The sequence below is a fragment of the Paenibacillus mangrovi genome, assembly GCF_022898935.1.
Classification (GTDB): domain Bacteria; phylum Bacillota; class Bacilli; order Paenibacillales; family Paenibacillaceae; genus Paenibacillus_AQ; species Paenibacillus_AQ mangrovi.
Genome location: NZ_JALIRP010000001.1, coordinates 969,472 through 990,107 on the forward strand (window position 1 = coordinate 969,472; position 20,636 = coordinate 990,107).

General features: G+C 48.1%; 19 protein-coding genes. 16 read left to right on the top strand and 3 right to left on the bottom strand.

Annotated features, from left to right (window positions below; translation table 11 throughout):
* Positions 1 to 11: 11 nt before the first annotated feature.
* The 9 genes from MUG84_RS04425 (at position 12) to MUG84_RS04465 (ending at position 9,880) form a co-directional block, all read left to right on the top strand.
* Entirely contained in the window at positions 12 to 140 is a 129-nt protein-coding gene (locus tag MUG84_RS04425) for an Imm53 family immunity protein (RefSeq protein WP_244720978.1), read from the top strand.
* 327 nt (positions 141 to 467) lie between these two features.
* Positions 468 to 1,970, top strand: coding sequence for a sugar ABC transporter ATP-binding protein (locus MUG84_RS04430; RefSeq protein ID WP_244720761.1), 1,503 nt, complete (start codon positions 468 to 470; stop codon positions 1,968 to 1,970).
* Positions 1,971 to 2,080: 110 nt separating this feature from the next.
* Positions 2,081 to 3,004, top strand: a complete 924-nt coding sequence (locus MUG84_RS04435; protein ID WP_244720981.1) for an ABC transporter permease — start codon at positions 2,081 to 2,083, stop codon at positions 3,002 to 3,004.
* A gap of 94 nt (positions 3,005 to 3,098) precedes the next feature.
* On the top strand, positions 3,099 to 4,079 hold the full coding sequence (locus MUG84_RS04440; protein WP_425313131.1) for an ABC transporter substrate-binding protein: 981 nt from the start codon (positions 3,099 to 3,101) through the stop codon (positions 4,077 to 4,079).
* A 72-nt stretch (positions 4,080 to 4,151) separates the two neighbouring features.
* The gene (locus tag MUG84_RS04445) at positions 4,152 to 5,819 is read left to right on the top strand and encodes a response regulator (RefSeq protein WP_244720764.1); all 1,668 of its coding nucleotides are present in this window, start codon (positions 4,152 to 4,154) and stop codon (positions 5,817 to 5,819) included.
* Positions 5,816 to 7,618, top strand: a complete 1,803-nt coding sequence (locus tag MUG84_RS04450; protein WP_244720767.1) for a cache domain-containing sensor histidine kinase — start codon at positions 5,816 to 5,818, stop codon at positions 7,616 to 7,618. The genes MUG84_RS04445 and MUG84_RS04450 overlap by 4 nt, the downstream gene beginning before the upstream one ends.
* Positions 7,587 to 8,588 carry a substrate-binding domain-containing protein gene (locus MUG84_RS04455; RefSeq protein ID WP_244720770.1) on the top strand — a complete coding sequence of 334 codons (1,002 nt, stop codon included), beginning with the start codon at positions 7,587 to 7,589 and terminating at the stop codon, positions 8,586 to 8,588. The genes MUG84_RS04450 and MUG84_RS04455 overlap by 32 nt, the downstream gene beginning before the upstream one ends.
* A 67-nt stretch (positions 8,589 to 8,655) precedes the next feature.
* Positions 8,656 to 9,183 (top strand): GNAT family N-acetyltransferase, encoded by a 528-nt coding sequence (locus tag MUG84_RS04460; protein ID WP_244720773.1) that lies wholly within the window; start codon positions 8,656 to 8,658, stop codon positions 9,181 to 9,183.
* A 124-nt stretch (positions 9,184 to 9,307) separates the two neighbouring features.
* Entirely contained in the window at positions 9,308 to 9,880 is a 573-nt protein-coding gene (locus tag MUG84_RS04465) for a YdcF family protein (RefSeq protein ID WP_244720791.1), read from the top strand.
* A 68-nt stretch (positions 9,881 to 9,948) separates the two neighbouring features.
* Here MUG84_RS04465 and MUG84_RS04470 read toward each other — a convergent pair whose 3' ends face one another.
* From MUG84_RS04470 to MUG84_RS04480, 3 genes are all read right to left on the bottom strand, one after another.
* Entirely contained in the window at positions 9,949 to 11,145 is a 1,197-nt protein-coding gene (locus MUG84_RS04470; RefSeq protein ID WP_244720795.1) for an MFS transporter, read from the bottom strand.
* Positions 11,146 to 11,170: 25 nt separating this feature from the next.
* Positions 11,171 to 11,752 carry a TetR/AcrR family transcriptional regulator gene (locus MUG84_RS04475; RefSeq protein ID WP_244720797.1) on the bottom strand — a complete coding sequence of 194 codons (582 nt, stop codon included), beginning with the start codon at positions 11,750 to 11,752 and terminating at the stop codon, positions 11,171 to 11,173.
* A 157-nt stretch (positions 11,753 to 11,909) separates the two neighbouring features.
* Positions 11,910 to 12,692, bottom strand: a complete 783-nt coding sequence (locus MUG84_RS04480) for a class I SAM-dependent methyltransferase (RefSeq protein WP_244720799.1) — start codon at positions 12,690 to 12,692, stop codon at positions 11,910 to 11,912.
* A 402-nt stretch (positions 12,693 to 13,094) separates the two neighbouring features.
* On the opposite strand from MUG84_RS04480, the gene MUG84_RS04485 reads away from it, so the two are divergent.
* From MUG84_RS04485 to MUG84_RS04515, 7 genes are all read left to right on the top strand, one after another.
* Positions 13,095 to 13,823 carry an ABC transporter ATP-binding protein gene (locus MUG84_RS04485; RefSeq protein WP_425313132.1) on the top strand — a complete coding sequence of 243 codons (729 nt, stop codon included), beginning with the start codon at positions 13,095 to 13,097 and terminating at the stop codon, positions 13,821 to 13,823.
* On the top strand, positions 13,820 to 14,662 hold the full coding sequence (locus MUG84_RS04490; protein WP_244720803.1) for an ABC transporter permease: 843 nt from the start codon (positions 13,820 to 13,822) through the stop codon (positions 14,660 to 14,662). Before MUG84_RS04485 ends, MUG84_RS04490 begins: the two co-directional genes overlap by 4 nt.
* A 13-nt stretch (positions 14,663 to 14,675) precedes the next feature.
* Entirely contained in the window at positions 14,676 to 15,446 is a 771-nt protein-coding gene (locus MUG84_RS04495) for an ABC transporter permease (RefSeq protein WP_244720805.1), read from the top strand.
* A gap of 24 nt (positions 15,447 to 15,470) precedes the next feature.
* The gene (locus MUG84_RS04500; RefSeq protein WP_244720808.1) at positions 15,471 to 16,166 is read left to right on the top strand and encodes a response regulator transcription factor; all 696 of its coding nucleotides are present in this window, start codon (positions 15,471 to 15,473) and stop codon (positions 16,164 to 16,166) included.
* The gene (locus MUG84_RS27445; protein ID WP_244720811.1) at positions 16,145 to 17,617 is read left to right on the top strand and encodes a HAMP domain-containing sensor histidine kinase; all 1,473 of its coding nucleotides are present in this window, start codon (positions 16,145 to 16,147) and stop codon (positions 17,615 to 17,617) included. The genes MUG84_RS04500 and MUG84_RS27445 overlap by 22 nt, the downstream gene beginning before the upstream one ends.
* A 110-nt stretch (positions 17,618 to 17,727) precedes the next feature.
* Entirely contained in the window at positions 17,728 to 18,402 is a 675-nt protein-coding gene (locus tag MUG84_RS04510) for a hypothetical protein (protein WP_244720814.1), read from the top strand.
* A gap of 433 nt (positions 18,403 to 18,835) precedes the next feature.
* Positions 18,836 to 20,620 carry an SgrR family transcriptional regulator gene (locus MUG84_RS04515; RefSeq protein WP_244720818.1) on the top strand — a complete coding sequence of 595 codons (1,785 nt, stop codon included), beginning with the start codon at positions 18,836 to 18,838 and terminating at the stop codon, positions 20,618 to 20,620.
* Positions 20,621 to 20,636: the final 16 nt, after the last annotated feature.

A 20,636-nucleotide genomic window follows, 5' to 3' on the forward strand; every position in this document is an offset into this window, starting at 1 on the left:
ACCTCATGTCAATGGTAAGTCAATTCCATTTAAGATGGCTTCAAGATTGGTATTTTCAAAACTGTAACGGTGATTGGGAACATAGCTTTGGAGTGACAGGGATGGAGTATTTCATGGTGCAGGTGGAGCAAGGAATTTAGAAGAAATATTGACTTGTTTTAGACAGTGGGCTTCAAGCCTAGACAGAAACTAGATCTATTTTCGCATTAACTAAGGAAACTTTGATAGGCGTAAGCCTTTTAAGGTTTCTTTTTTTTGTGGGGTTACCCAGTGCCGGATGACCGTCGCCAAACGAGCATCCGTTTTTTTTGTGATTTGTTTTTTTGCAAAGAAGCAGATCATAAATTTTTCAACTTTTTTGAAGAGATTATTCCATATTCGTCTTTTCGACATCCCGGTACAATGAAGCTAAATAATTGAAAACGCTTCCCATACATATCGAAACCGCAGAAACGGGGGGAATACAAGTGAATGCTTTACTGAAACTGGAAGGAATCGAAAAGAGCTTTCCGGGTGTGCACGCTTTGAAGCAGTGCCAGTTTGAGCTGATGCCAGGCGAGGTGCATGCCCTAGTTGGAGAGAACGGTGCCGGCAAATCCACACTGATGAAGATCACGACCGGCGTGTACACCAAGGATGCGGGACGGATTGTCTATAAAGGAGAGGAAATCGAACTGCCAAATACCCGTGCGGCAAGAGACCGCGGGATCAGCATGATTCATCAGGAGCTGAACCTGCTGCCCCATCTGACGATTGCCCAAAATATCTATCTCGGCCGCGAACCAAGAAAGATTGGTTTTCTGGTCGATGATCATGAGATGAATCTAAGAGCCAGCAGGCAGTTTGAAGAGATGAATCTGAAGCTGGATCCCAGAATTCTCGTCTCAGAACTAAGCGTGGCGATGCAGCAGATGGTGGAGATCGCCAAGGCTTTATCTTTTCAATCGGAAGTGCTGATTATGGATGAACCGACGGCTGCCCTGACGGAAACCGAAATCCAGGACTTGTTTCGGATCATTGCCCAGCTGAAACAGCAGGGAGTTGGCATTATTTATATTTCACACCGCATGGAGGAGCTTCAGCAAATCGCTGACCGGATTACCGTGATGCGGGACGGAGCATATGTAGATACAGTACCAGCGAGGAATATGGATGTTGACCAGATTATCCGTATGATGGTTGGCCGGCAATTGTATGAAACGGAGTCACTGGCTCCGGTTCCTCCCGATTCGGAAACCGTGCTTGACGTCAAGGGACTATCCCGGGGCAGGGAACTGCAAGATATTCATTTCAGCTTGAAAAAGGGCGAGATTCTAGGCTTCGCCGGATTGATGGGAGCAGGCCGGACCGAGGTTGCAAGGGCGATTTTCGGAGCGGATCCCGTGGACCAAGGCGACATTTTCATTCGCGGCAAAAAAGTAAAAATTAAAAATCCGCATGATGCCGTGCGCCTCGGGATCGGCTATTTATCCGAGGACAGAAAACGATATGGCGTCCTGGTCGATATGGACGTGGCCAGCAATATCGCGATTGCGTCCTACAAGCGATACCGGAACTCAGCAGGCTGGATGAAAGAGGCGCATATCAACCGAACAGCAGAGCATTATGTGAAATCACTCTCCATTAAAACGCCGGGGATCGGACAAAAGGTCAAGTTCCTGTCCGGGGGCAATCAGCAGAAGGTGGTTATCGGCAAATGGCTGACCCGGGACTGCGATATCCTGATCTTCGATGAACCGACAAGAGGAATCGATATCGGAGCGAAAAGCGAAATCTATAAGCTGCTGGAAACACTCGCGGCTGAAGGAAAGTCCATTATCATGATATCCTCCGAGCTGCCGGAAATTTTGCGGATGAGCCACCGGATTATCGTGATGTGCGAAGGCCGGATCACAGGAGAACTCAGCGCTGAAGAAGCGACGCAGGAGTCGATCATGAAATACGCGACCATGCGGTCGCGGGTTATGTAAAGAAAGAATTCGAATTGGGGGGATTACGCGTGAAGCTTCAATCAACACAGACAACAGCAGGCGGGCAGAAGGCCAGGAGTACGGGAACCAAAGGAGCTGCGAGGCAGAAGGTGCTGGCGTTTGCGAGCCTGATCATATTGATTCTGGTTTTCAGCGTATTGTCAAGCAACTTTTTCAGGTTCGATAATTTGGTCGGTATTATGCTGTCGACTGCCGTGATCGGCGTCCTGGCTTTGGGTTCTACCTTCGTTATCATCACCGGCGGCATTGATCTTTCGGTGGGAACGGTGATGACTTTTTCCTCAGTCATGGCAGGGGTATTCATTACCTACTGGAATGGACCAGTAGCACTTGGCGTGATCGGCGGAATCCTAGCGGGTTCCCTGTGCGGGCTTGTCAGCGGTCTAATGATTGCCAAAATGAAAATACCGCCGTTTATCGCCACTTTGGCCGTCATGATGGTGACCAAAGGGCTGTCACTGATCATCTCGGGCACTAAGCCGATTTATTTTACCGATAAACCGGTATTCAACAAGCTTACGATGGGTTCCATTCCTGGGCTCGAAATTCCGAACGCGGTATGGATTTTCCTGATTTCTTCCATTGTCGCGAGCTTTATTTTGACTAAAACCATTATCGGCCGTTATAACTTCGCGCTTGGCAGCAATGAGGAAGCGGCGCGTTTGTCGGGCGTCAACACGGTATTCTGGAAAGTCGTCATTTATGTCATTACAGGCACGTTCAGCGGAATTGCAGGCATCATGATGGCATCACGGCTGAACTCGGCCCAGCCCGCGCTTGGCAGCGGTTATGAGCTGGAAGCGATCGCTGCGGTAGTCATTGGCGGCACATCGCTGAGCGGCGGCATGGGCTCCATTCTCGGTACAGTCATCGGTGCACTGATTATGAGCGTATTGACCAACGGCTTGCGGATTTTGTCCGTGGCTCAGGAATGGCAGACCGTCATTGTGGGGCTTGTCATCATCCTTGCGGTGTATATGGATATTTTGCGCCGGAGAAAAAACTCGGCATAGCAACGAGCAGTATCAGCTCCCTTCAGGGAGTTTGCATACAAATAAAAGCTTTCATATTGGCCGTAAAATCCGATGGAAAACAAGGGGGAAAACCATGAAGAAGAAGCACACGAAAATGATCTTTTGGAGCGGAATTATGGCCGCCGTTATGATGCTCAGCGCATGCAGCAGCGGCAGTGGAGGAGATAAGGCGGCAAGCTCAGGCAAGCCTTACATTCCGGTCATTTCCAAGGGGTTCCAGCATCAGTTCTGGCAGGCCGTTAAATCTGGCGCTGAGAAAGCGGCCAAGGAATTCGACGTGGAAATCACGTTTGAAGGACCGGAAACAGAAACGCAGGTCGATAAACAAATCGAAATGCTTCAGACAGCCCTGGACAAAAAGCCAAGCGCTATCGCCTTAGCGGCACTAGACAGCAAAGCTGCTGTACCTTTACTGGAGAAAGCCAAAGCGGGTAATATTCCGGTCATCGGCTTTGACTCGGGCGTGGACAGCGATATCCCAGTAGCAACGGCGGCGACGAACAACAAAGCGGCAGCTGCTCTTGCAGCCGACAAAATGGCGGAGCTCATCGGTGGATCCGGTGAAATTGCGCTTGTTGTACATGACCAGACCAGCCGTACAGGCGCAGACCGCCGCGACGGATTCAAGGAAGAGATTGAAAACAAATATCCAAATATTAAAATTGTCGACATCCAATATGGCGGCGGGGATCAGCTGAAATCCACCGACCTGGCCAAAGCGATCATGCAGGCCCATCCGAATCTGAAAGGCTTCTTCGGTGCCAATGAAGGCTCGGCGATCGGTGTTGCGAACGCGGTCAGCGAGATGAAAAAGACCGGTCAAATCGTCGTTGTCGGTTTTGACTCCGGTAAGCAGCAGACGGATGCCATCCGGAACGGAACGATGGCTGGCGCGGTCACTCAAGATCCGATCGGTATCGGATATCAGGCGGTAAAAGCAGCGGTTATGGCTATAAAGGGCGAAAAGGTCGAGAAGGACATCGATACCGGATTCCACTGGTATGATAAGTCCAACATCGATTCGGACGAAATCAAGCCGCTGCTGTATGAATAAACTTGAAAAATCAAGCTAAATAGCGGAAAAAATAAGCATAATAGAGGCTGCGCAAAAGAGGCAGTCTCTGTTATGCTATTTACAGTTTATGTCATAACAGCAGCTGCAGGTCTGAACCGAGGGGGAGCGCAGGTGTACAAGGTTATATTGATTGATGATGAGGATGAAGTACGCGAAGGGATCCGCAATAAGATCTCCTGGAATGAGTGCGGGTTTGAGCTCATTGGAGAATATGACAATGGGCGGGATGCACTCGAAGCCATTGACATCGAACGGCCCGATCTGATCATCACCGATATCTGCATGGCGTTTATGGATGGGCTGGATCTGGCCCGCATTATCAGTGAGCGGTACCGGGACATGAAGGTCGTCATTATTACCGGTTACGAGGATTTCGATTATGCGAAGCAGGCGATTACATACCGTGTACAGGAATATCTGCTGAAGCCGATCAATGCCCGCGAATTTACTTCACTCATGCTTCAAATGAAAGCCGAATTGGATGCGGAATGGCAGCAGCGGCGGAATTTAAGCCAGCTTCGGATCCAGCTGAACGAGAGTTTACCTTTATTGCGTGAACGGTTCATGGAAAGGCTGGTTTTCACACGGATCAGCAGAGAAATGCTGCAGCGGAAGCTGGACTATTTTCAAATTCGATTAAAGGGACCGTCCTATATCGCGCTGGTGATGGATCTGGGTCAGGCACGGGGGAAAAGGGAGCTGCGCGATGAGCAGGAACTGCTGCAGTACGCAGCCTATAATATCGTACAGGAGCAGCTGGAGCAGGAGGGAAGCGGTATTGCTTTTCGGACCCGGGATGACCGATTGGCCGTTATTCTTCAAGGCACTCCGGAGCATCTGGAGATGAAGGCACAGTGGGCAGCTGATCAGGCACGAAGCAGTTTGGATAAATACCTCAGACTACCCTCGTCGGTTGGAATCGGCAGGAGATGTGATGCGCTGGAGGATATTTCATCATCCTATCAGGAAGCGCTCTCATCTTTGGACTATACATTTTTGCTCGGTGAAGGAAGAGTCATTTCCATACAGGATGTGGAGTTCGGACATGGAATACCCGCAAACTCTGCGGACTTTGAACAGCAGCTCATCAGTTCATTGAAATCAGGCAACATAGGCCAGGTGTCGAGCGTCATTCAAGGTTGGTTCCATGAGCTGAAGACGGTAGGGATCTCGGTCATCAGATGCCGCAGCATTCTGTACCAAATTTTGATCGCGATGATGAAGCACACGGAAGAGACAGGACTCGGCGATACCAACCTGATTCCGGCGGATGCTTTTTCCAAGGTAGGCTCTTTCCGTACCCTTGATGAGGCACAGTCGTGGATCGAAGACATCAGCCGCAGTATCCTGGTGAGCTTGACGGAACACCGCTCTAGCCATATCCTTTCCCAAATGGACTCAGCAGAGGCATATATTCGGGCCAACTATCATGATGAAGGGCTGTCGCTTCAGCAGGTATGTAATCATCTGTTCATGAGTACCAGCTACTTCAGTTCGTTATTCAAGCAGCATACAGGCGGTACTTTCGTGGAATACGTGACGAGAATCCGGATGGAAAAAGCCAAGGAACTCCTCTGCACAACACGCATGAAAAGCTATGAGATCGCCGAAAAAGTCGGCTACAGCGACCCCCAGTATTTCAGTGTTTTGTTTAAACGCAATAATGGCAAAACGCCGAAAGAATACCGTCAGCATCAGCAGGAGAGCGTTCAGTTATGAAATTGATGAAATTGTTTAGGCGGCGCAGCATCCACATGAATATTGCTATCGCTTTTTCCTGTCTGATTGTGTGCACGACGGCGATTTTGACTTTTTCATCATACCGTTTGTCTTCGAACGCCGTAACGAGCAGTTCCATCCAGAAAACTTCCCAGCTGGTTCAGCAGGTTAAGTTGAACATTCAGACCTACATCGGGAACATGGAGAGCATCGCTTCGCTTGTGATCTCAAGCCGTGATCTCATGCGCTATGTAGAAGCCACGCAGGCTGAACGGGATGCGGATGAATCAATGAAGCGAGGTGCCAGCCAATATCTGCGATCCGTGGTTGAGTCCCGGGAAGATATTGCTTCTATTCTATATGTGAACAAGGACGGGGATTTTGTTTCGGATCAGTCCCATGCGGTCATGAAATCAAGGTCGGAATGGATGCAGCAGGATTGGTACCGACTCGCGCTGGTGTCTTCACAAGAGGTCGTATCCCCTTCGCATGTGCAGCATATTTTCGAGGATCAGTACCGCTGGGTGGTATCCATCAGCCGGAAGCTGCCGGCAAGCGGCCGCTCCCAGGAAGGCGTGCTGCTTGTTGATCTCAACTACAACGTCATTAATGACTTGTGCAGGCAGATTGAGCTTGGACAACGCGGGTATGTTTTTATCGTCTCCCCGTCGGGCGATCTGGTGTATCATCCGCAGCAGCAGCTGATTCATTCCGAGCTCAAATCCGAGCAGATGCAGACCGTGCTGGATATGGAGTCGGGCAGCATCAAGCTGGGAAAAGCCGATGAAAGCAAAATTTATACGGTGGCTACGACATCCTTTGGCTGGAAGATCGTTGCGGTGACCTATCCCGATGAATTAATCGAGAATAAACATCAAATGCAAACCTCTGCAGTCCTTTGGGGCGTTATCTGCCTGATCGTTGCACTGACCCTATCCATCATTTTGTCGTATGCTCTGACCAAGCCGCTGAAGAATCTAGAGATGCATATGAAAAAAGCGGAGCGCGGGAATTTCGACATTCGCGTGGATATTGAAGGAACCCATGAAATCGGAAAGCTGGCCCGAACCTTCAATCTGATGATCTCCCGCATCAAAGAGCTGATGAACCAAATCGTGGAGGAACAGGAGATGAAAAGACGGAGTGAGCTAAAGGCGCTGCAGTCGCAGATCCAGCCTCATTTTCTCTACAACACGCTGGACTCGATCATTTGGATGGCGGAATCCGGAAAAGTGGATGACGTGGTCGAAATGACGACAGCGCTTTCAAGACTGCTGCGATTGAGCATCAACAAGGGGGAGGAGCTTGTGCCAGTTTCAGTTGAGCTGGATCACATCCTCAGCTATCTGACGATTCAGAGCAGGCGCTATCGGAGGAAATTTACTTATTCCATTGATGTCGACGAACATATTCTTGACGCTCCTATTCTGAAATTGGTAATGCAGCCGATCGTAGAAAATGCCATATACCATGGAATCAAACCGAAGCCGGATCAAGGGCATATCCAAATCAACGGATGGAAGGAAAATGATTCGATTGTGCTTACGATTACCGACGATGGGGAAGGGATGGATCCGGAAAAGCTGCGTACAATTTTGATGGATAAACCGCGTGCCAGCGGCGGCAGCGGAGTGGGTGTCGCCAACGTAAATCAACGGATTCAGCTTTATTTCGGACATGATTATGGCTTGCACTATGAAAGCGAACGTGAAGAGGGTACGGTTGTCACGCTGCGGATTCCATTTATTCAAGTGGAGGTGAAGGGAAATGAGGAAATTGGCCAAATGGACGCTGGTTAGCCTTCTGTTAGTTTCGCTGACAATTGCAGGCTGGAGCGGCTACTGGGCGATGTCGCAATCCCTTCATTCCAAAAAGCCTTTGATCATCTATATTCCCAAAACCGTTGATCCCACCATCGAGTTCTGGGTGGTGCTGCAGCAAGGGGTGATGACGGCCGCTAAGGAGTTTGGCGCAGACATCAAGATTATGGGTACCCAAACCGAGCTTGATGTGGACGGTCAAATCCGTATGCTGGAAGAAGCTGTTGCAAGCAAGCCGGACGCCATTATGCTGGCCGCCAGCGATTATATCAAGCTCGTCCCTGCTGCGAAGAAGGTAGTGGAGTCAGGCATCCCGCTGATCATGGTGGATTCCGACGTTCAAGGAGATCTATCTAGAAGCTTCATAGCCACGGATAATTATGAAGCTGGGCGGACATCGGCCGGTCTCCTGAAGGAGCATGTCGAACCGGACGAGAAGATTGCCATTGTTAGCTATATTCAGGGAACGGGAACGTCTCTGGACCGCGAAAAAGGAGTCAGGGACGAGCTTGAAGCGAGCGGATACCACAATATCCTTACTACGATTTTCAGTGAAGGGCAGGTTCAGAAATCCTATGAGCTGACACGTGATCTGCTGCTGAAGCAGCCGGATGTTCGCGGCATTGTCGCCTTGAATGAGCCTTCCACGGTGGGGGCTGGCAAAGCCATTCTGAATCTCGGTCTTCAGACCAAGGTGAGCCTAATCGGCTTTGACAATTCCAACAGCGAGATCAGGCTGATCGACCGGGACGTCATTCAGGCGACGGTTATCCAGCGGCCTTTTAATATGGGATATCTCGCAGTCAAGACAGCTGTCAGCGTCACCAAAGGACAGAAGGTCGATAAAATGCTGGATACCGGCTCCAAAGTGATTACCAAATACAATATGTACACCAATGAAAACCAAAAGCTGCTGTTCCCGTTCGAAGACGAGCTGCCGAGTAAATAAAACAGAAGTTATATGCATGGCCGTCGATTGCAGGAAGAATAAATCTGTCATTTGGGAGGACTTTAGCGTGATCAAACTTGAATATTTTGAAAGACAAGACTTTAAAGAATTAATAGAATGGAGCGGGGATGAAGCGTTTCTACTTCAATGGGCAGGGACGCATTTTACATTTCCGTTAGATGATTGGCAGCTGGAAAAATATATCGAAGACGCAAATGACATACATCGTTCAGAGATCATGATATATAAAGCGGTAGACGATACCGGAACGGCAGTCGGGCATATCACCATTGGCAGAATTGAGCGCGACAACAGATCGGGGAGGGTTGGAAGAGTGCTTCTCAGCCCATTGGCGCGAGGGAAAGGGATTGGAACAGAGATGGTGAAATGCGTCTTAAGAGTCGGATTTGAAGAACTTCAATTGCATCGAATCAGCTTGGGAGTTTTTGATTTTAACCACTCTGCCGTGCAATGTTACTGCAAAGTCGGATTCAAGCAGGAAGGATTGTTGAGAGATGCAAGAAAATATAGGGATCAATACTGGAATCTAATCGAAATGAGCATTCTAGAGGATGAATGGAAAAACATGCGCTAATGATGGTTTTAAAGTCCAATAGATTCTTGTAATCGACACTTTGGAATCTTGTTTCATATGATATATAGAAATCAACGTGAAGGTTGGTTGGTGGGATATTCAAACAACAAGGAGGTGACTTCAATTGAAATATCCTTTTGATTGTCTCACAGATCTGGTTTTCGTGGAAGAAGAACCCATCCTTCCAGCGGATATTATACTTGTTCCCGGGGGAAGTCACACGGATCCAATGACCATGGCTTCGGAATTATACCTTGCCGGTATGGCGCCTTATATTTTGCCGTCTGGCGGATACAATATGAAACTTGGAACAACCGAATGGAATTTTTTTAGAGACATCGGTATTTCGTTGGGCGTTCCCGAAGAGCGTATTCTCAAAGAAGATCAAGCCAGAAACACATTCGATAACGCCAGAAACTCCTGGCAGGTGATTCGGGAGAATAACATCGAAGTGAAGCGTGCCCTTATTGTGTGCAAATCTTACTTTTCCAGAAGGGCGCTCATGACCTATCAAACGGTATTTCCGCCGAGCGTATCCATCCAAGTCATGCAAGATGATATTCGGGTCAGTCGACAAAATTGGTTTGAAAATGATGATGACATTCGTTTGGTTCTGACGGAAGCAAGAAAAATATCGACCTATTTTGCCCAGCATATCCCGGACTGGGTGAAACAAAATGAAAAGGCTTCTGAATGATTTCTGCAGCTGTGGGAATGTAAAAACGCCGCTATCAGGTATCCGGGTAGCGGCGTTTTTACATGTTTCTAAAGATTTTCTCCAAATTGCTTTTCTTTCCACATGACAGTGATAATAAGGCCGATGACCATAATGACGGCAGCGAACAGATAAGGATAATGGATATTGACATCAAACAATATGCCGCCGATCGCCGGGCCGGCGATGTTGCCGAGGCTCGTATAGGTGGAGTTCATTCCCGCAACGAATCCTTGCTCTTTCCCGGCTGATTTGGATAAAAACGTCGTTAAAGCCGGACGAAGCAGATCGAATGCCAGGAAGATAAAGGAAGTGACAAGCAGAACCGCCAAAAAGCCGGATACCAAGGTGGATGCCACCGCCAGGATTGCACCAACAATCAAACAAACTTGAATCAGTTTCTTTTCCCCGAGCTTATCCACCATTTTACCAAACATAAAGATTTGCACCACAACGCCGAAGATGGAGCTGATCGTAATAATGGTTGCAATATCTTTTGGCGTGAAGCCAAATTTATGATCGGAAAACAGGCTAAATACCGTTTCATAGGCGGACAGACCGAATGCGAGCACAAATACGATAATAAACGCAATAAAATAGAGCGGATGAAGCGATTTTTTTAAATCACCGATGAAGCTTGTTTGCTTAGCATTTGCCGCAATTTCAGCGAGCTCTTCTTTGGTCAGCGGCTCTTTCAAAATGAAGATGGAGATCAAGCATGCGACGAAGGCAATGGCTGCCGCAAAGAAGAAAGGCATGCGTATCCCGTACTCCGCGATAAAGCCGCCGATACCGGGGCCGATAATAAAACCGGTACTGATGGCGGCAGAAATGTATCCCATTGCTTTAGGACGCTCCTCAAGGGATGTGATGTCCGCCACATATGCAGTAGCGCTGGGCATGACAAAGGCGGCACTCATGCCTCCAAGAATCCTTGCCAGATAAAGCACCCATACATTGGTGCCAATCCCGAAAACAAGTTCGGACAAGCCAAAAAGTAATAGGCCGATGATAATGATTTTCTTTCTGCCGTAACGGTCGACCCAGCGTCCCGCAAACGGCGACATCAGCAGCTGGGACAACGCAAATACGGCGACCAGGGAACCCATCGTTTTTCCCGATAAATGCATCATATCCATAAAAGACGGCATTACGGGGATAATGAGGCCAACCCCCAGAAATACAATGAATACATTACTTAGTAGAATCATGATTATCGCTTTTTGTTCTTTAATTGGTTTCTTCATATATATCAACATCTTTCTGTAAGAATCATGGATGAGAAATACCTCTCCAAAATACGGTCCAGCAGGCTTCCAGCTTATCCTGCAGCCGTTTTTCGTCATTGTCGTAAACAAGACTGATCATAATGGTATCGACGACGCCCACAAATGCGAGAGTCGGTACTTTGGGCGTATCTCCGTGTATAACCTTGGCATCGAGCCAGTCCTTGAATTTTCTTTCCAGTATGGCCTGAATTTCCATCTCGATCTCGATGACTTCCTTTTCTACGGCTTTCGCAAGATGTGCCGGCGGAAAAAAAGCCATGCGCAGCCAAAACTTTGATTGCTCATTTTTTTGGAATAGGTCGATGACCAGTCGTAAAAAACCATATAAATCTTTTTCGGGATCGGTTGAATCGACTTTATCGAAATACTCGATTTTGGAAGCCAGCTCGGCTTCTTTCGCATTCCGTAAAACCTGCAGGAACAGATCATCTTTACCTTTAAAGTGAGAGTAGATAGATTGTTTCTTCATACCGACTTCTTCAGCGATTTGGGAAAGGGACGCCCCTTCATAACCATGGATGGTGAAATATTTTAGAGCCGCATTCTTAATTTCATCTAGTTTCAATTTTATAAGCACCTCCAAACTAACGAACGATCGTCAGTTATATTAACAAATTAAAGAAATATTAGCAAGCGAAAATTGTTTTGATTTGCAGATGAACTGCCCCAAAAAATAAGCTGAGTGCTGTATAGCGAACAGCTTATTTGCGTTTTGGATACCGCTACGCCTGAGCCAACCAAATGGTCCAAGGATCTTTCTCAATGATAGGTCCGCTGCCGTCGCAATTCATTTTTCCTGCAATATACACGATAAGTTCTTCCAGTTCCGCACCCGAGAGTTCATGCAGGATGGATCGGCCAGTCCGGCGCCGCAAATCCGCAAACAAGGCTTCAGGGTGATCAAAAACCGCCCGTGTCTCCCACAGCTTCAGCTCCCGGATTTCATGGAATCCGCCGGCCAACAGAGCTTTCGTCACCTCTTCAGAATGATGTCTCCGTGATACCTCATTTTTAGCGAGACGCGGGTATTTCTCGAAAAAGAAACCACGGATGTTGGTGTCAGAGCCGGGCTGAAGGCAATCTTCCGGCGTCCGGTCCTGAACGATGAGTGTTCCGCCAGGCTTCAAAATCCGATGAGCTTCGGCGAAGCATACGGGCAAATCCATCAAGTGATGAATCAAAGCTCTCTCGAGCACGATATCATATCGCTTTGAAGTGAGAGGTGTCTTATAGGCATTCCCCTGAAGCAAGGTTACCTTCTGATCGACGACTGCGAGATTGCTAGCAGCCCCCTTTAGCATTTCAGCCGAAAAATCCACGCCGGTTACATGCTCTGCGCCAAGATCCAGTAGCGCCCGCGTATAGATGCCTCCTCCACAGCCAATATCCACCGCTTGTTTTCCTTTCAAATCCATATGCTCCGAAATAAGCTCAAGCCAAGATACATCCGCCTTACGCGTTGTATACGAGTTGCGATTGTCAGGATCGTGGAAATTCATGGGCATAATAAACTCCTCCTTTATAAAATAGTTTCATACAATGAAACATAGTTTTAAAAGATGAAATGACTTGATTGTATTATAGGCTATGCAAACCAAAAAAGCTATGCAATTAGGCTCAAAATAATAATAAGTACTTGAGAAGAAGCGAAGTAGCGGAGGGGACGGAATCGATCTGAAGAAGCGGTAGCGGTCGCCTTTGTCTCCGAATTTCTACAAATTTGAAAATTATAATCAAAGAAATTTGGAGACAACAGCGATCGGAAGAACGATCCGTAACCGTAGCGGCCACCTAGCTCAATATCAAGAACTATTTCAGTATAGAGCCTTTTTATGTTGAAAAAATTTCCGCACGTTATAAATTCTTTAGAATTGCCCTCTAAGATCAAAAGCAGGAGGGGATTGAACATGAAAGTACTAGAAATCGAACATGTTACCAAAAAATCCGGTCGTCGGACACTTGTGGGCGACATGTCGTTTGATATTATGCAGGGAGATGTTTGCGGCTTTGTCGGACCGAACGGCGCGGGTAAAACGACATTGATCCGTATGATTACCGGCCTGATCAGACCTGAAGAAGGAAGGATCCGCATCGAAGGGTTTGACGTGCAACGGGATCGCATGAAGGCGCTTGGACAGGTGGGCGCCATTGTAGAATCGCCGATCTTTTTTCCATATATGTCTGGAAGAGACAATCTGCTGAATCTGGTCAAGCTGCATGCCAACATTCCGAAGGAGCAGCGCAAGGCGCGTGTGGACGAGGTGCTGAACATTGTCGGTCTGGCCAGCCGCGGTCAAGATAAAGTCAAGACGTATTCACTCGGAATGAAGCAGCGTTTGGGAATTGCGCAGGCGCTCCTAGGCAACCCCAAGCTTATTATCTTGGATGAACCGGCCAACGGTCTTGATCCGATGGGGATCCGCGAGCTGCGGAATCTGATTCTGGAGCTGAATGAAAAGCATGGCATCACTTTTTTCGTTTCCAGCCACTTGCTGGATGAGCTTCAGCGGATTTGCAGCCGTTTTGTCATCATTAAGGAAGGAAGACTGGTGTGGCAGGGAACGCAGGAAGAGTGGCAGCACATTGCCGGAAGCAGCAGCCTGGAAGACCATTTTGTGGAGATGATGACCTCATGACGGCCTTGCTGCACAGTGAATGGGAACGGTTGTGGAAAAGAAAAATCGTCTGGCTGTTCCTGATTGCGATACCGTTCATTATTATTGCGACAGCCAAGTATTACATGGGGCGTAATTTGGTAGTCCCTTTGGGGAATCCGGAACATACAACGGCGGAGAATTTTGCGGTGATGGCTATGATCGAGCAGCTGATCGTCGTGTTTAATGTGGTCGCGCTCATACTGCTGACTCTGTCTTTCACAGAGGAATACCGCTCTGGACAGCTCCGGATGATGATGCTCCGGGCGTACAGCAGTACCCAGATTTTTTGGGCAAAATGGATGGCGTTCGCGCTCATGATGGCTTTGTTTTTCGTCGTTTATTTGCTCACCGCCGTGGCAGCGGGATACATTCTATTTCCATCCGCGCCGCAGCAGGTTTTGTTCTATTACGATCATGCGGTGCCAAACGGAGATATGATCCTCTATACGCTCGGTTACTACGGCATGGCATATGCAACCATTGTTGGTATGGCATCTGTGTTTATCGGCATCGGCGTCGTATCGCGTTCGTCGACCGCGGCGATTGGTCTAGGCATGGGCTTTCTGCTCTGCTCGCTGGGGTATCCTTTGATCTTTGATCTCTCAAATCGCGTGTTGGGGCTGGGACTGCCCGTCATGCTGAAATATTTGTCGCTATCGGAAATACAGTTCAGCGGAATCGCGGTGATGATGTCTGATGCAGAAGCGCTCAAGCACTTGCATGCAGGCATTTGGATGATATGCGTCATTGCCGGATATACAGCGGTATTGATGACCGTATCACGCCTGATTTTCACCAAATCGGACCGCTGGATTTAAGGAGGAAAAAGAAATGATGCAGCTATTGCAAAGCGATTGGCAGCGCATGTGGAAACGAAAAAAAACCTTCGTCAGCATGCTAATCTTTGTCGGTATTGTTGTGCTCGACTGTTTGTTTTTGATGATGCAGAACCTCGGGGCATTTGATAATGTATCGACGGTTCCACTGACGGCCCAAAATTTTTCATTGTTTTTGTTAAAAGAAGTATCCTTTTTCCTGGTGCTCATTATTGGTCCGATTCTAATGATTGACAGCTTTAATGGCGAATATCACGGAGGGCAGCTGAGATTGGTTCTGATCCGGCCGATATCGTTCATGAAGTTGTTTGCGGCTAAATGGATCAATTTGGCTGTCATCATGGCGATGTTTTTGGTTGCTACTTTTGCTATCGGTGAATTATTCGGGCATCTGTTTAAGCCAAGCGTGGACACGGTCGTATTTTTGAATCCGGATCGTTCGTACAGTCCAGCCGGCGCCTTTATGTACTGCCTGGAATCCTACGGATTGTTTATGCTGATTATTCTTGCGCAGTTAAGCCTGACAGGGCTGATATGCACGGTGATGCCAAGTCCGATCATTTGCTATCTTGGCTGGGTTGGAGTTGCGCTAGGTACGGTCTATGTGTCAGATACGTTCAGCTTCTTGATGTTTGGGATGTCTGCAATCTTCCAATGGATGGCCGGAAGCTATACGCATGCCCTTTTAATGCCGGTTTTTGTTTGTATGGTTTTGGGTTTTGCCTGTACAATGTTGTGGTGGAACCGAAGAAACTGGGTGAAATAAGACCCGCGGCAGGAGCGTAGTGAGATGCAGGAAAAGATTATGATTGTGGACGATGAGGCTGATATTGTGTCTTTGCTGGAGCAGGCCATGACAGCCGAAGGGTATCAGGTATTTACCGCCTCAGACGGGGCAAAAGCATTGGATATGCTGTCCGTGGTACCGGATTTGATCATACTTGACGTGATGATGCCGGGAATGAACGGCTTTGAGCTGTGCCAGATGATCCGAGATGAGGTGAATTGCCCAATTCTGTTCGTCAGTGCAAAACAGACCGAAGCGGACCGTATTCAAGGATTGTCCATCGGGGGTGATGATTATATTACCAAGCCGTTCAGTCTCCGTGAGCTTAAAGCCAGGGTAGGGGCGCATCTCCGGGGCAGCCGGAGAATTCGGGAAAGCTCTACTGATCGGTCGCTGCTTCGGTATGGTTTACTTCGAATTGATCTGAAGGGCCGCGAAGTGCATGTGCATCAATCGGTCGTTCCTTTGACGGCTAAGGAGTTTGACATTGTGGAAATGCTGGCGCTTCATCCCGGGCAGGTCTTCTCCAAGGAGCAGATTTATGACCGGATATGGGGGCTTGAAGCGTGCGGTGACAGTAGTACGGTGACAGAGCATATTAAGAAAATCCGTGCTAAGCTGGGCAGTCAGGTTCCTGGAAGCAGCTATATATCCACTTTATGGGGGGTTGGCTACAAGTGGGAAAGATCGGACGCATAGAACGCCTGCCCCTGAAGAAACAGCTGATTCTAACCTTTATATGGATCATGCTCCTCAGCGTGATTTGTTCGATTCTTACGATTGGACTCGGCATGTGGGGGCTGGCGAGGATCAGCGTGATCCTGCCCGCCAATACCTATGAGAAAGAGCTGCCAGAGATTGCGAACTATATCCGCTCTCAGGAATCTAAGATCATGGATCCGGAGAACCGCGAGGAGCTGGAGAAAAGAATACCCGCAGAAGGAATTCAGTATCAGGTGGTTGATATAGATGGCAAGCCTGTTTACGGTACGCTTAAGGAACGGAAAATACCGAACCGTACTGCCTTAATCAACGGGTTAAACAAAACGGTAACGGCCGGCAAGCCCTTTGGTATCGGAGGGCAATTCATCAAAATAGTGCCTGTGACAGCAGCAGACGGGAGTTTGAATGGGGCCGTCCTGCTCCAATACAAGCTTGAGGTTTCAGGGAAAAACAGCTCCGGATTTAATTGGATCAATTTGGCGATGATTTTAATCATTTTGGTCTCACCGTTTATGTACATCGCAATTTTCACCTATTTGTTCGCGACGAAATTTGGTAGAAGAATTGCAAGGCCAGTAGATGAACTCATCGAAGCTTCTCAGCGTATCCGCGATCAGGATCTGGATTTCACGGTAAGCTATAAAGCGGATAATGAGCTGGGAATGCTGACGGAATCCTTTGAAAATATGCGCAGTGCTCTGAAAGATTCGCTACTGAGAGAATGGAAGATGGAGCAGGAGCGGAGGGATATGATGGATGCGATTGCGCATGATTTTCGGACGCCGATGACCATTATCCAGGGGAATGTAGAGCTGCTTGCCGATACTCCGGATATGACCCGGGATCAGTCAGAAGCGCATCTCAAAGTCATCGAAGACAATATTCAGCGCGTGAATCGTCTCATCCAGGATGTACAGGTCGCTTCCGAGAAGGATATGGAGTATTTTCCACTGAGAGGGGAGAAGGTCTCGTTACCGGATTTTCTGCAGGACAAAGAGCGTGAGGTCGGTTATATTTGCAGCTCTCATCAGGCTAAGTATTCGTTTCAATATGAGGATTTGTCGCCGGGTGCCGGTCAGATGGTATTCATGGATGTGCAGCGGGTCAGCCAGGTGCTGAACAACCTGATTTCCAATAGCATTCGGTATATGCCTTCGACGAACGGTTGGCTTGGAGTAAGAGTATTAAGGCAGGTATCCACGCTTCAGTTCGAGATTTGTGACAATGGACAAGGCTTCAGAGAACAGGACATTCCCCATCTCTTCGAAAAGTTTTACAGGGGAGAAAAGGGTCAGTCCGGGCTTGGACTTTATTCGGCCAAAATCATAGCGGAGAAGCATGGCGGGAGTATTCGTGCTTATAGTCGCCGTGAGGGCGGCGCATGTATTGTCTTTACGATCCAGATCGAAGAGCGCTGGCTTGAATAATGTGGGTATTTTTACCATAACGTAACCAGCCTGTAACCTTCATGGAAAATCATTCTACTAAAATGGAAATATAAACTGATCAACTTGAAAACGTTAGGAGAGAATGATCCATGAAAAAAAGACTCAAGATCATGATTGCGGCATGTTCTGCTTTCCTGCTGTTATCAGGCTCCGCACTGGCCGTGACGGCAGGGCCCCGGATTTTTATCAATAAGGCCGAATTCGCGAGTTCGTATTTGAGGCTGAAAATCGAAAACGGCACCGCGATGGTGTCCCTGCGCGCGATCGTCGAGCAGCTAAAAGGGGAAGTTACATACAAAGACAACAGCATCCATGTTTCCCTCCCGGAAGCGAGCCACTTAGCTCATCAGGTCGACGGATTCATGAACGCGCTGCAGGCGGAAACGCCAGAGGAAGCGGCAAAAACCTGGATTCGCGGAATTCAGAAACGAAGCGGTCCGATGCAGTATGCCGTCATGACTCCAGCTTTACAGAAAAGCACCAAACAGGAGTTTGAAGATAACTTCTGGGTTACGGGTGTCTCCAGTCCGCATATGGGAACCGTGAAAAAGATGGATACCAAGCCATTATCGCCTGACAAAGTGCAGATTACGTTTGATTATCCGCTTATTGCTTCAGGAGGGGTGATAGGCTCTGGAAAAGCTTCCCTGACGATCGAGAAAGGGAGCGGGCCTGCCAATGATAACTGGGCAATCTCGGAAATCGCCCTTCAGGATCCTGGTGATACGGGGCTGATGATCGGCGCGAAAAAAATAGGCCCGTAGTCGAGTCTCATTAAAAAAAAGAGAACCTCCATCGCCACTTAAGTAGTGGATTTGGAGGTTTTTTTGCGTAAAATTCCAACCGATTTCACCCAGCTTAGCGACGAAACCGGTCAGGTTCGATATTTTTGGCGTCGATATGATCGGCGGAATAATCTCAGCGGAAGTTCATACCATCTTTCTCGGATGCCTTTTTCCTCATGTAATTGATAAATCAGCAGCCTTTCCTGTTCTCTCCTGTTTTTTTGGGCGTTATTGTAATCGTTCTGTTCGTACTCCATTAGCTTTTCAGTCGTATAATATTCTAACATGTGTTCTCCTCCACTCCGTCTCTATTTATTTCCAATTATGAGCTATTCAAAAGGGACTAAAAAGTGTATACTTGCGAAAATGATTTTCCCCTTTTACGTGCAAAAGCCCATGAAGGAGGGTAGATATGCTTTTAAATCAACAATATTTAATGCTGTACGACCGTTTTTCGGAAGGTAAAGAAAGTGGAATTCCCATTCAGGTAACCTTGGGAGAATTATCGGCAGCGCTCTTCTGTACTGTACGGAATGCGAAGCTGATCCTGCGAAAGCTTGTGGAAGAACAGCTGATTGAGTGGCTTCCCGGGCGCGGGAGAGGTAATTATTCGCAAATTACGTTTCATGCAGGCAAAGAGGATTTCCTCTTTAATCTGTCTGTTGATCTGGCCAAAAACGGTGAATATAAGCAGGCTTTCGAGGTACTTAGCGAGTATGGCGGCGGTACTCTGGCCAAGGATAGATTTCTGAATTGGCTAAGCGGACATTTTGGCTATAAAAAAGAGGAAGGAACGGAAGGGCTGCCTGCAAGCGATACGTTGATCTTTCCTGTGCTTAAATCGCCTCGGACGCTGGATCCTGCGGAAGCCAATTATGCGTTCGACTCGCATCTGCAGCGGCAGATTTTTGACCGTCTGCTTTCGTTCGATGAGCAGCTTGAGCGGATTGTCCCGGGTATAGCCCATCACTGGAAGTCTGACAAGAATGCAACAGAGTGGACCTTTTATCTGCGCAAAGGCGTCCGGTTTCACAATGGTCAGGAGCTTACCTCCAAGGATGTTGCCTATACGTTCGAACGGCTGCGCAGAGGGACCCAAAATGAGTGGCTGCTGCGGGAGGTCGCTGGGATTGAAACCCTGGGGCCGCAGGTGGTTCGTATCCGCCTTCTGAGACCTAACCGTATTTTTGATCGCTTTATGTGTTCGGTAGGTGCCTCGATTCTTCCCTTTGAATTGGCTGGTCTGGAAGAAGAGAAGTTTTGGAATCTGCCGATCGGTACCGGTCCTTTCAAGTTAGTATCCTATTCGAAGCATCGGATCGAGCTGGTTGCGAACAACCATTATTATGAAGGCAGACCTTATCTGGACGGCGTGGATATCGTCATCTTGCCGGAAGATTGTGATCCGGAAACCATCGGATATCCAACCATATTGCACACCTGGGGCAGGTTCAGGCAGGAAGAACAGTATGCGCAGGGGGATGACCAGGAGACTTCAGAGAAACTTCGGCAGGCTTGCACGATACTCTCTTGGAATTTGAACCGTAATGGTCCCCAGCAGTCAGAAGCCTTCCGTAGAGCGGTCCGGATGATTATCCATCCTGGGGATATGATAGCTGAACTGGGTGGCGCCCGTATCCTTCCTGCTTTCGGTTTCCGGCCTGAAGAGGGTCACAATCATGTTATTGATCCGCTGCGCCCTGAACGCGTCAGATCGGCTCTAAAGGAAGCTGCATATGATGGGGCGGTAGTTCACATCTCGGTATTTGATAAGTATAGGGAAGATGCCGAGTGGATCCAGAAACGACTTGCGGATTGGGGAATCCGAACGGAATTGCAAAATTACAAGACATGGCAGGATGCCGATCTTACGATTTCAAGCATCGTTCTAGCAGAGGATGAGGTATGTGAAATTGAAACGTACGAGAACAGGAGCAGCGTTCTGAAGACATACCTGGATAAGGAGCGGCTGAGCTGGATTACGGAAAGAATCAATGATGCATTAAGTGCTGACAGTGTCGGTACACGGCGCTTGATCTTACGGGAAATTGAACAGCATCTCCGCGATGAGGCATCGGTCATCTTTTTGCATCATCGACAGTTGAATGCGTTTCTGCATCCGTTTGTACGGGGAATCAGCCTGAATGCGCTGGGCTGGATTGATTTTAAGGATGTATGGCTTGAAAAGCATGACTGAATAGGATGAATAAAAC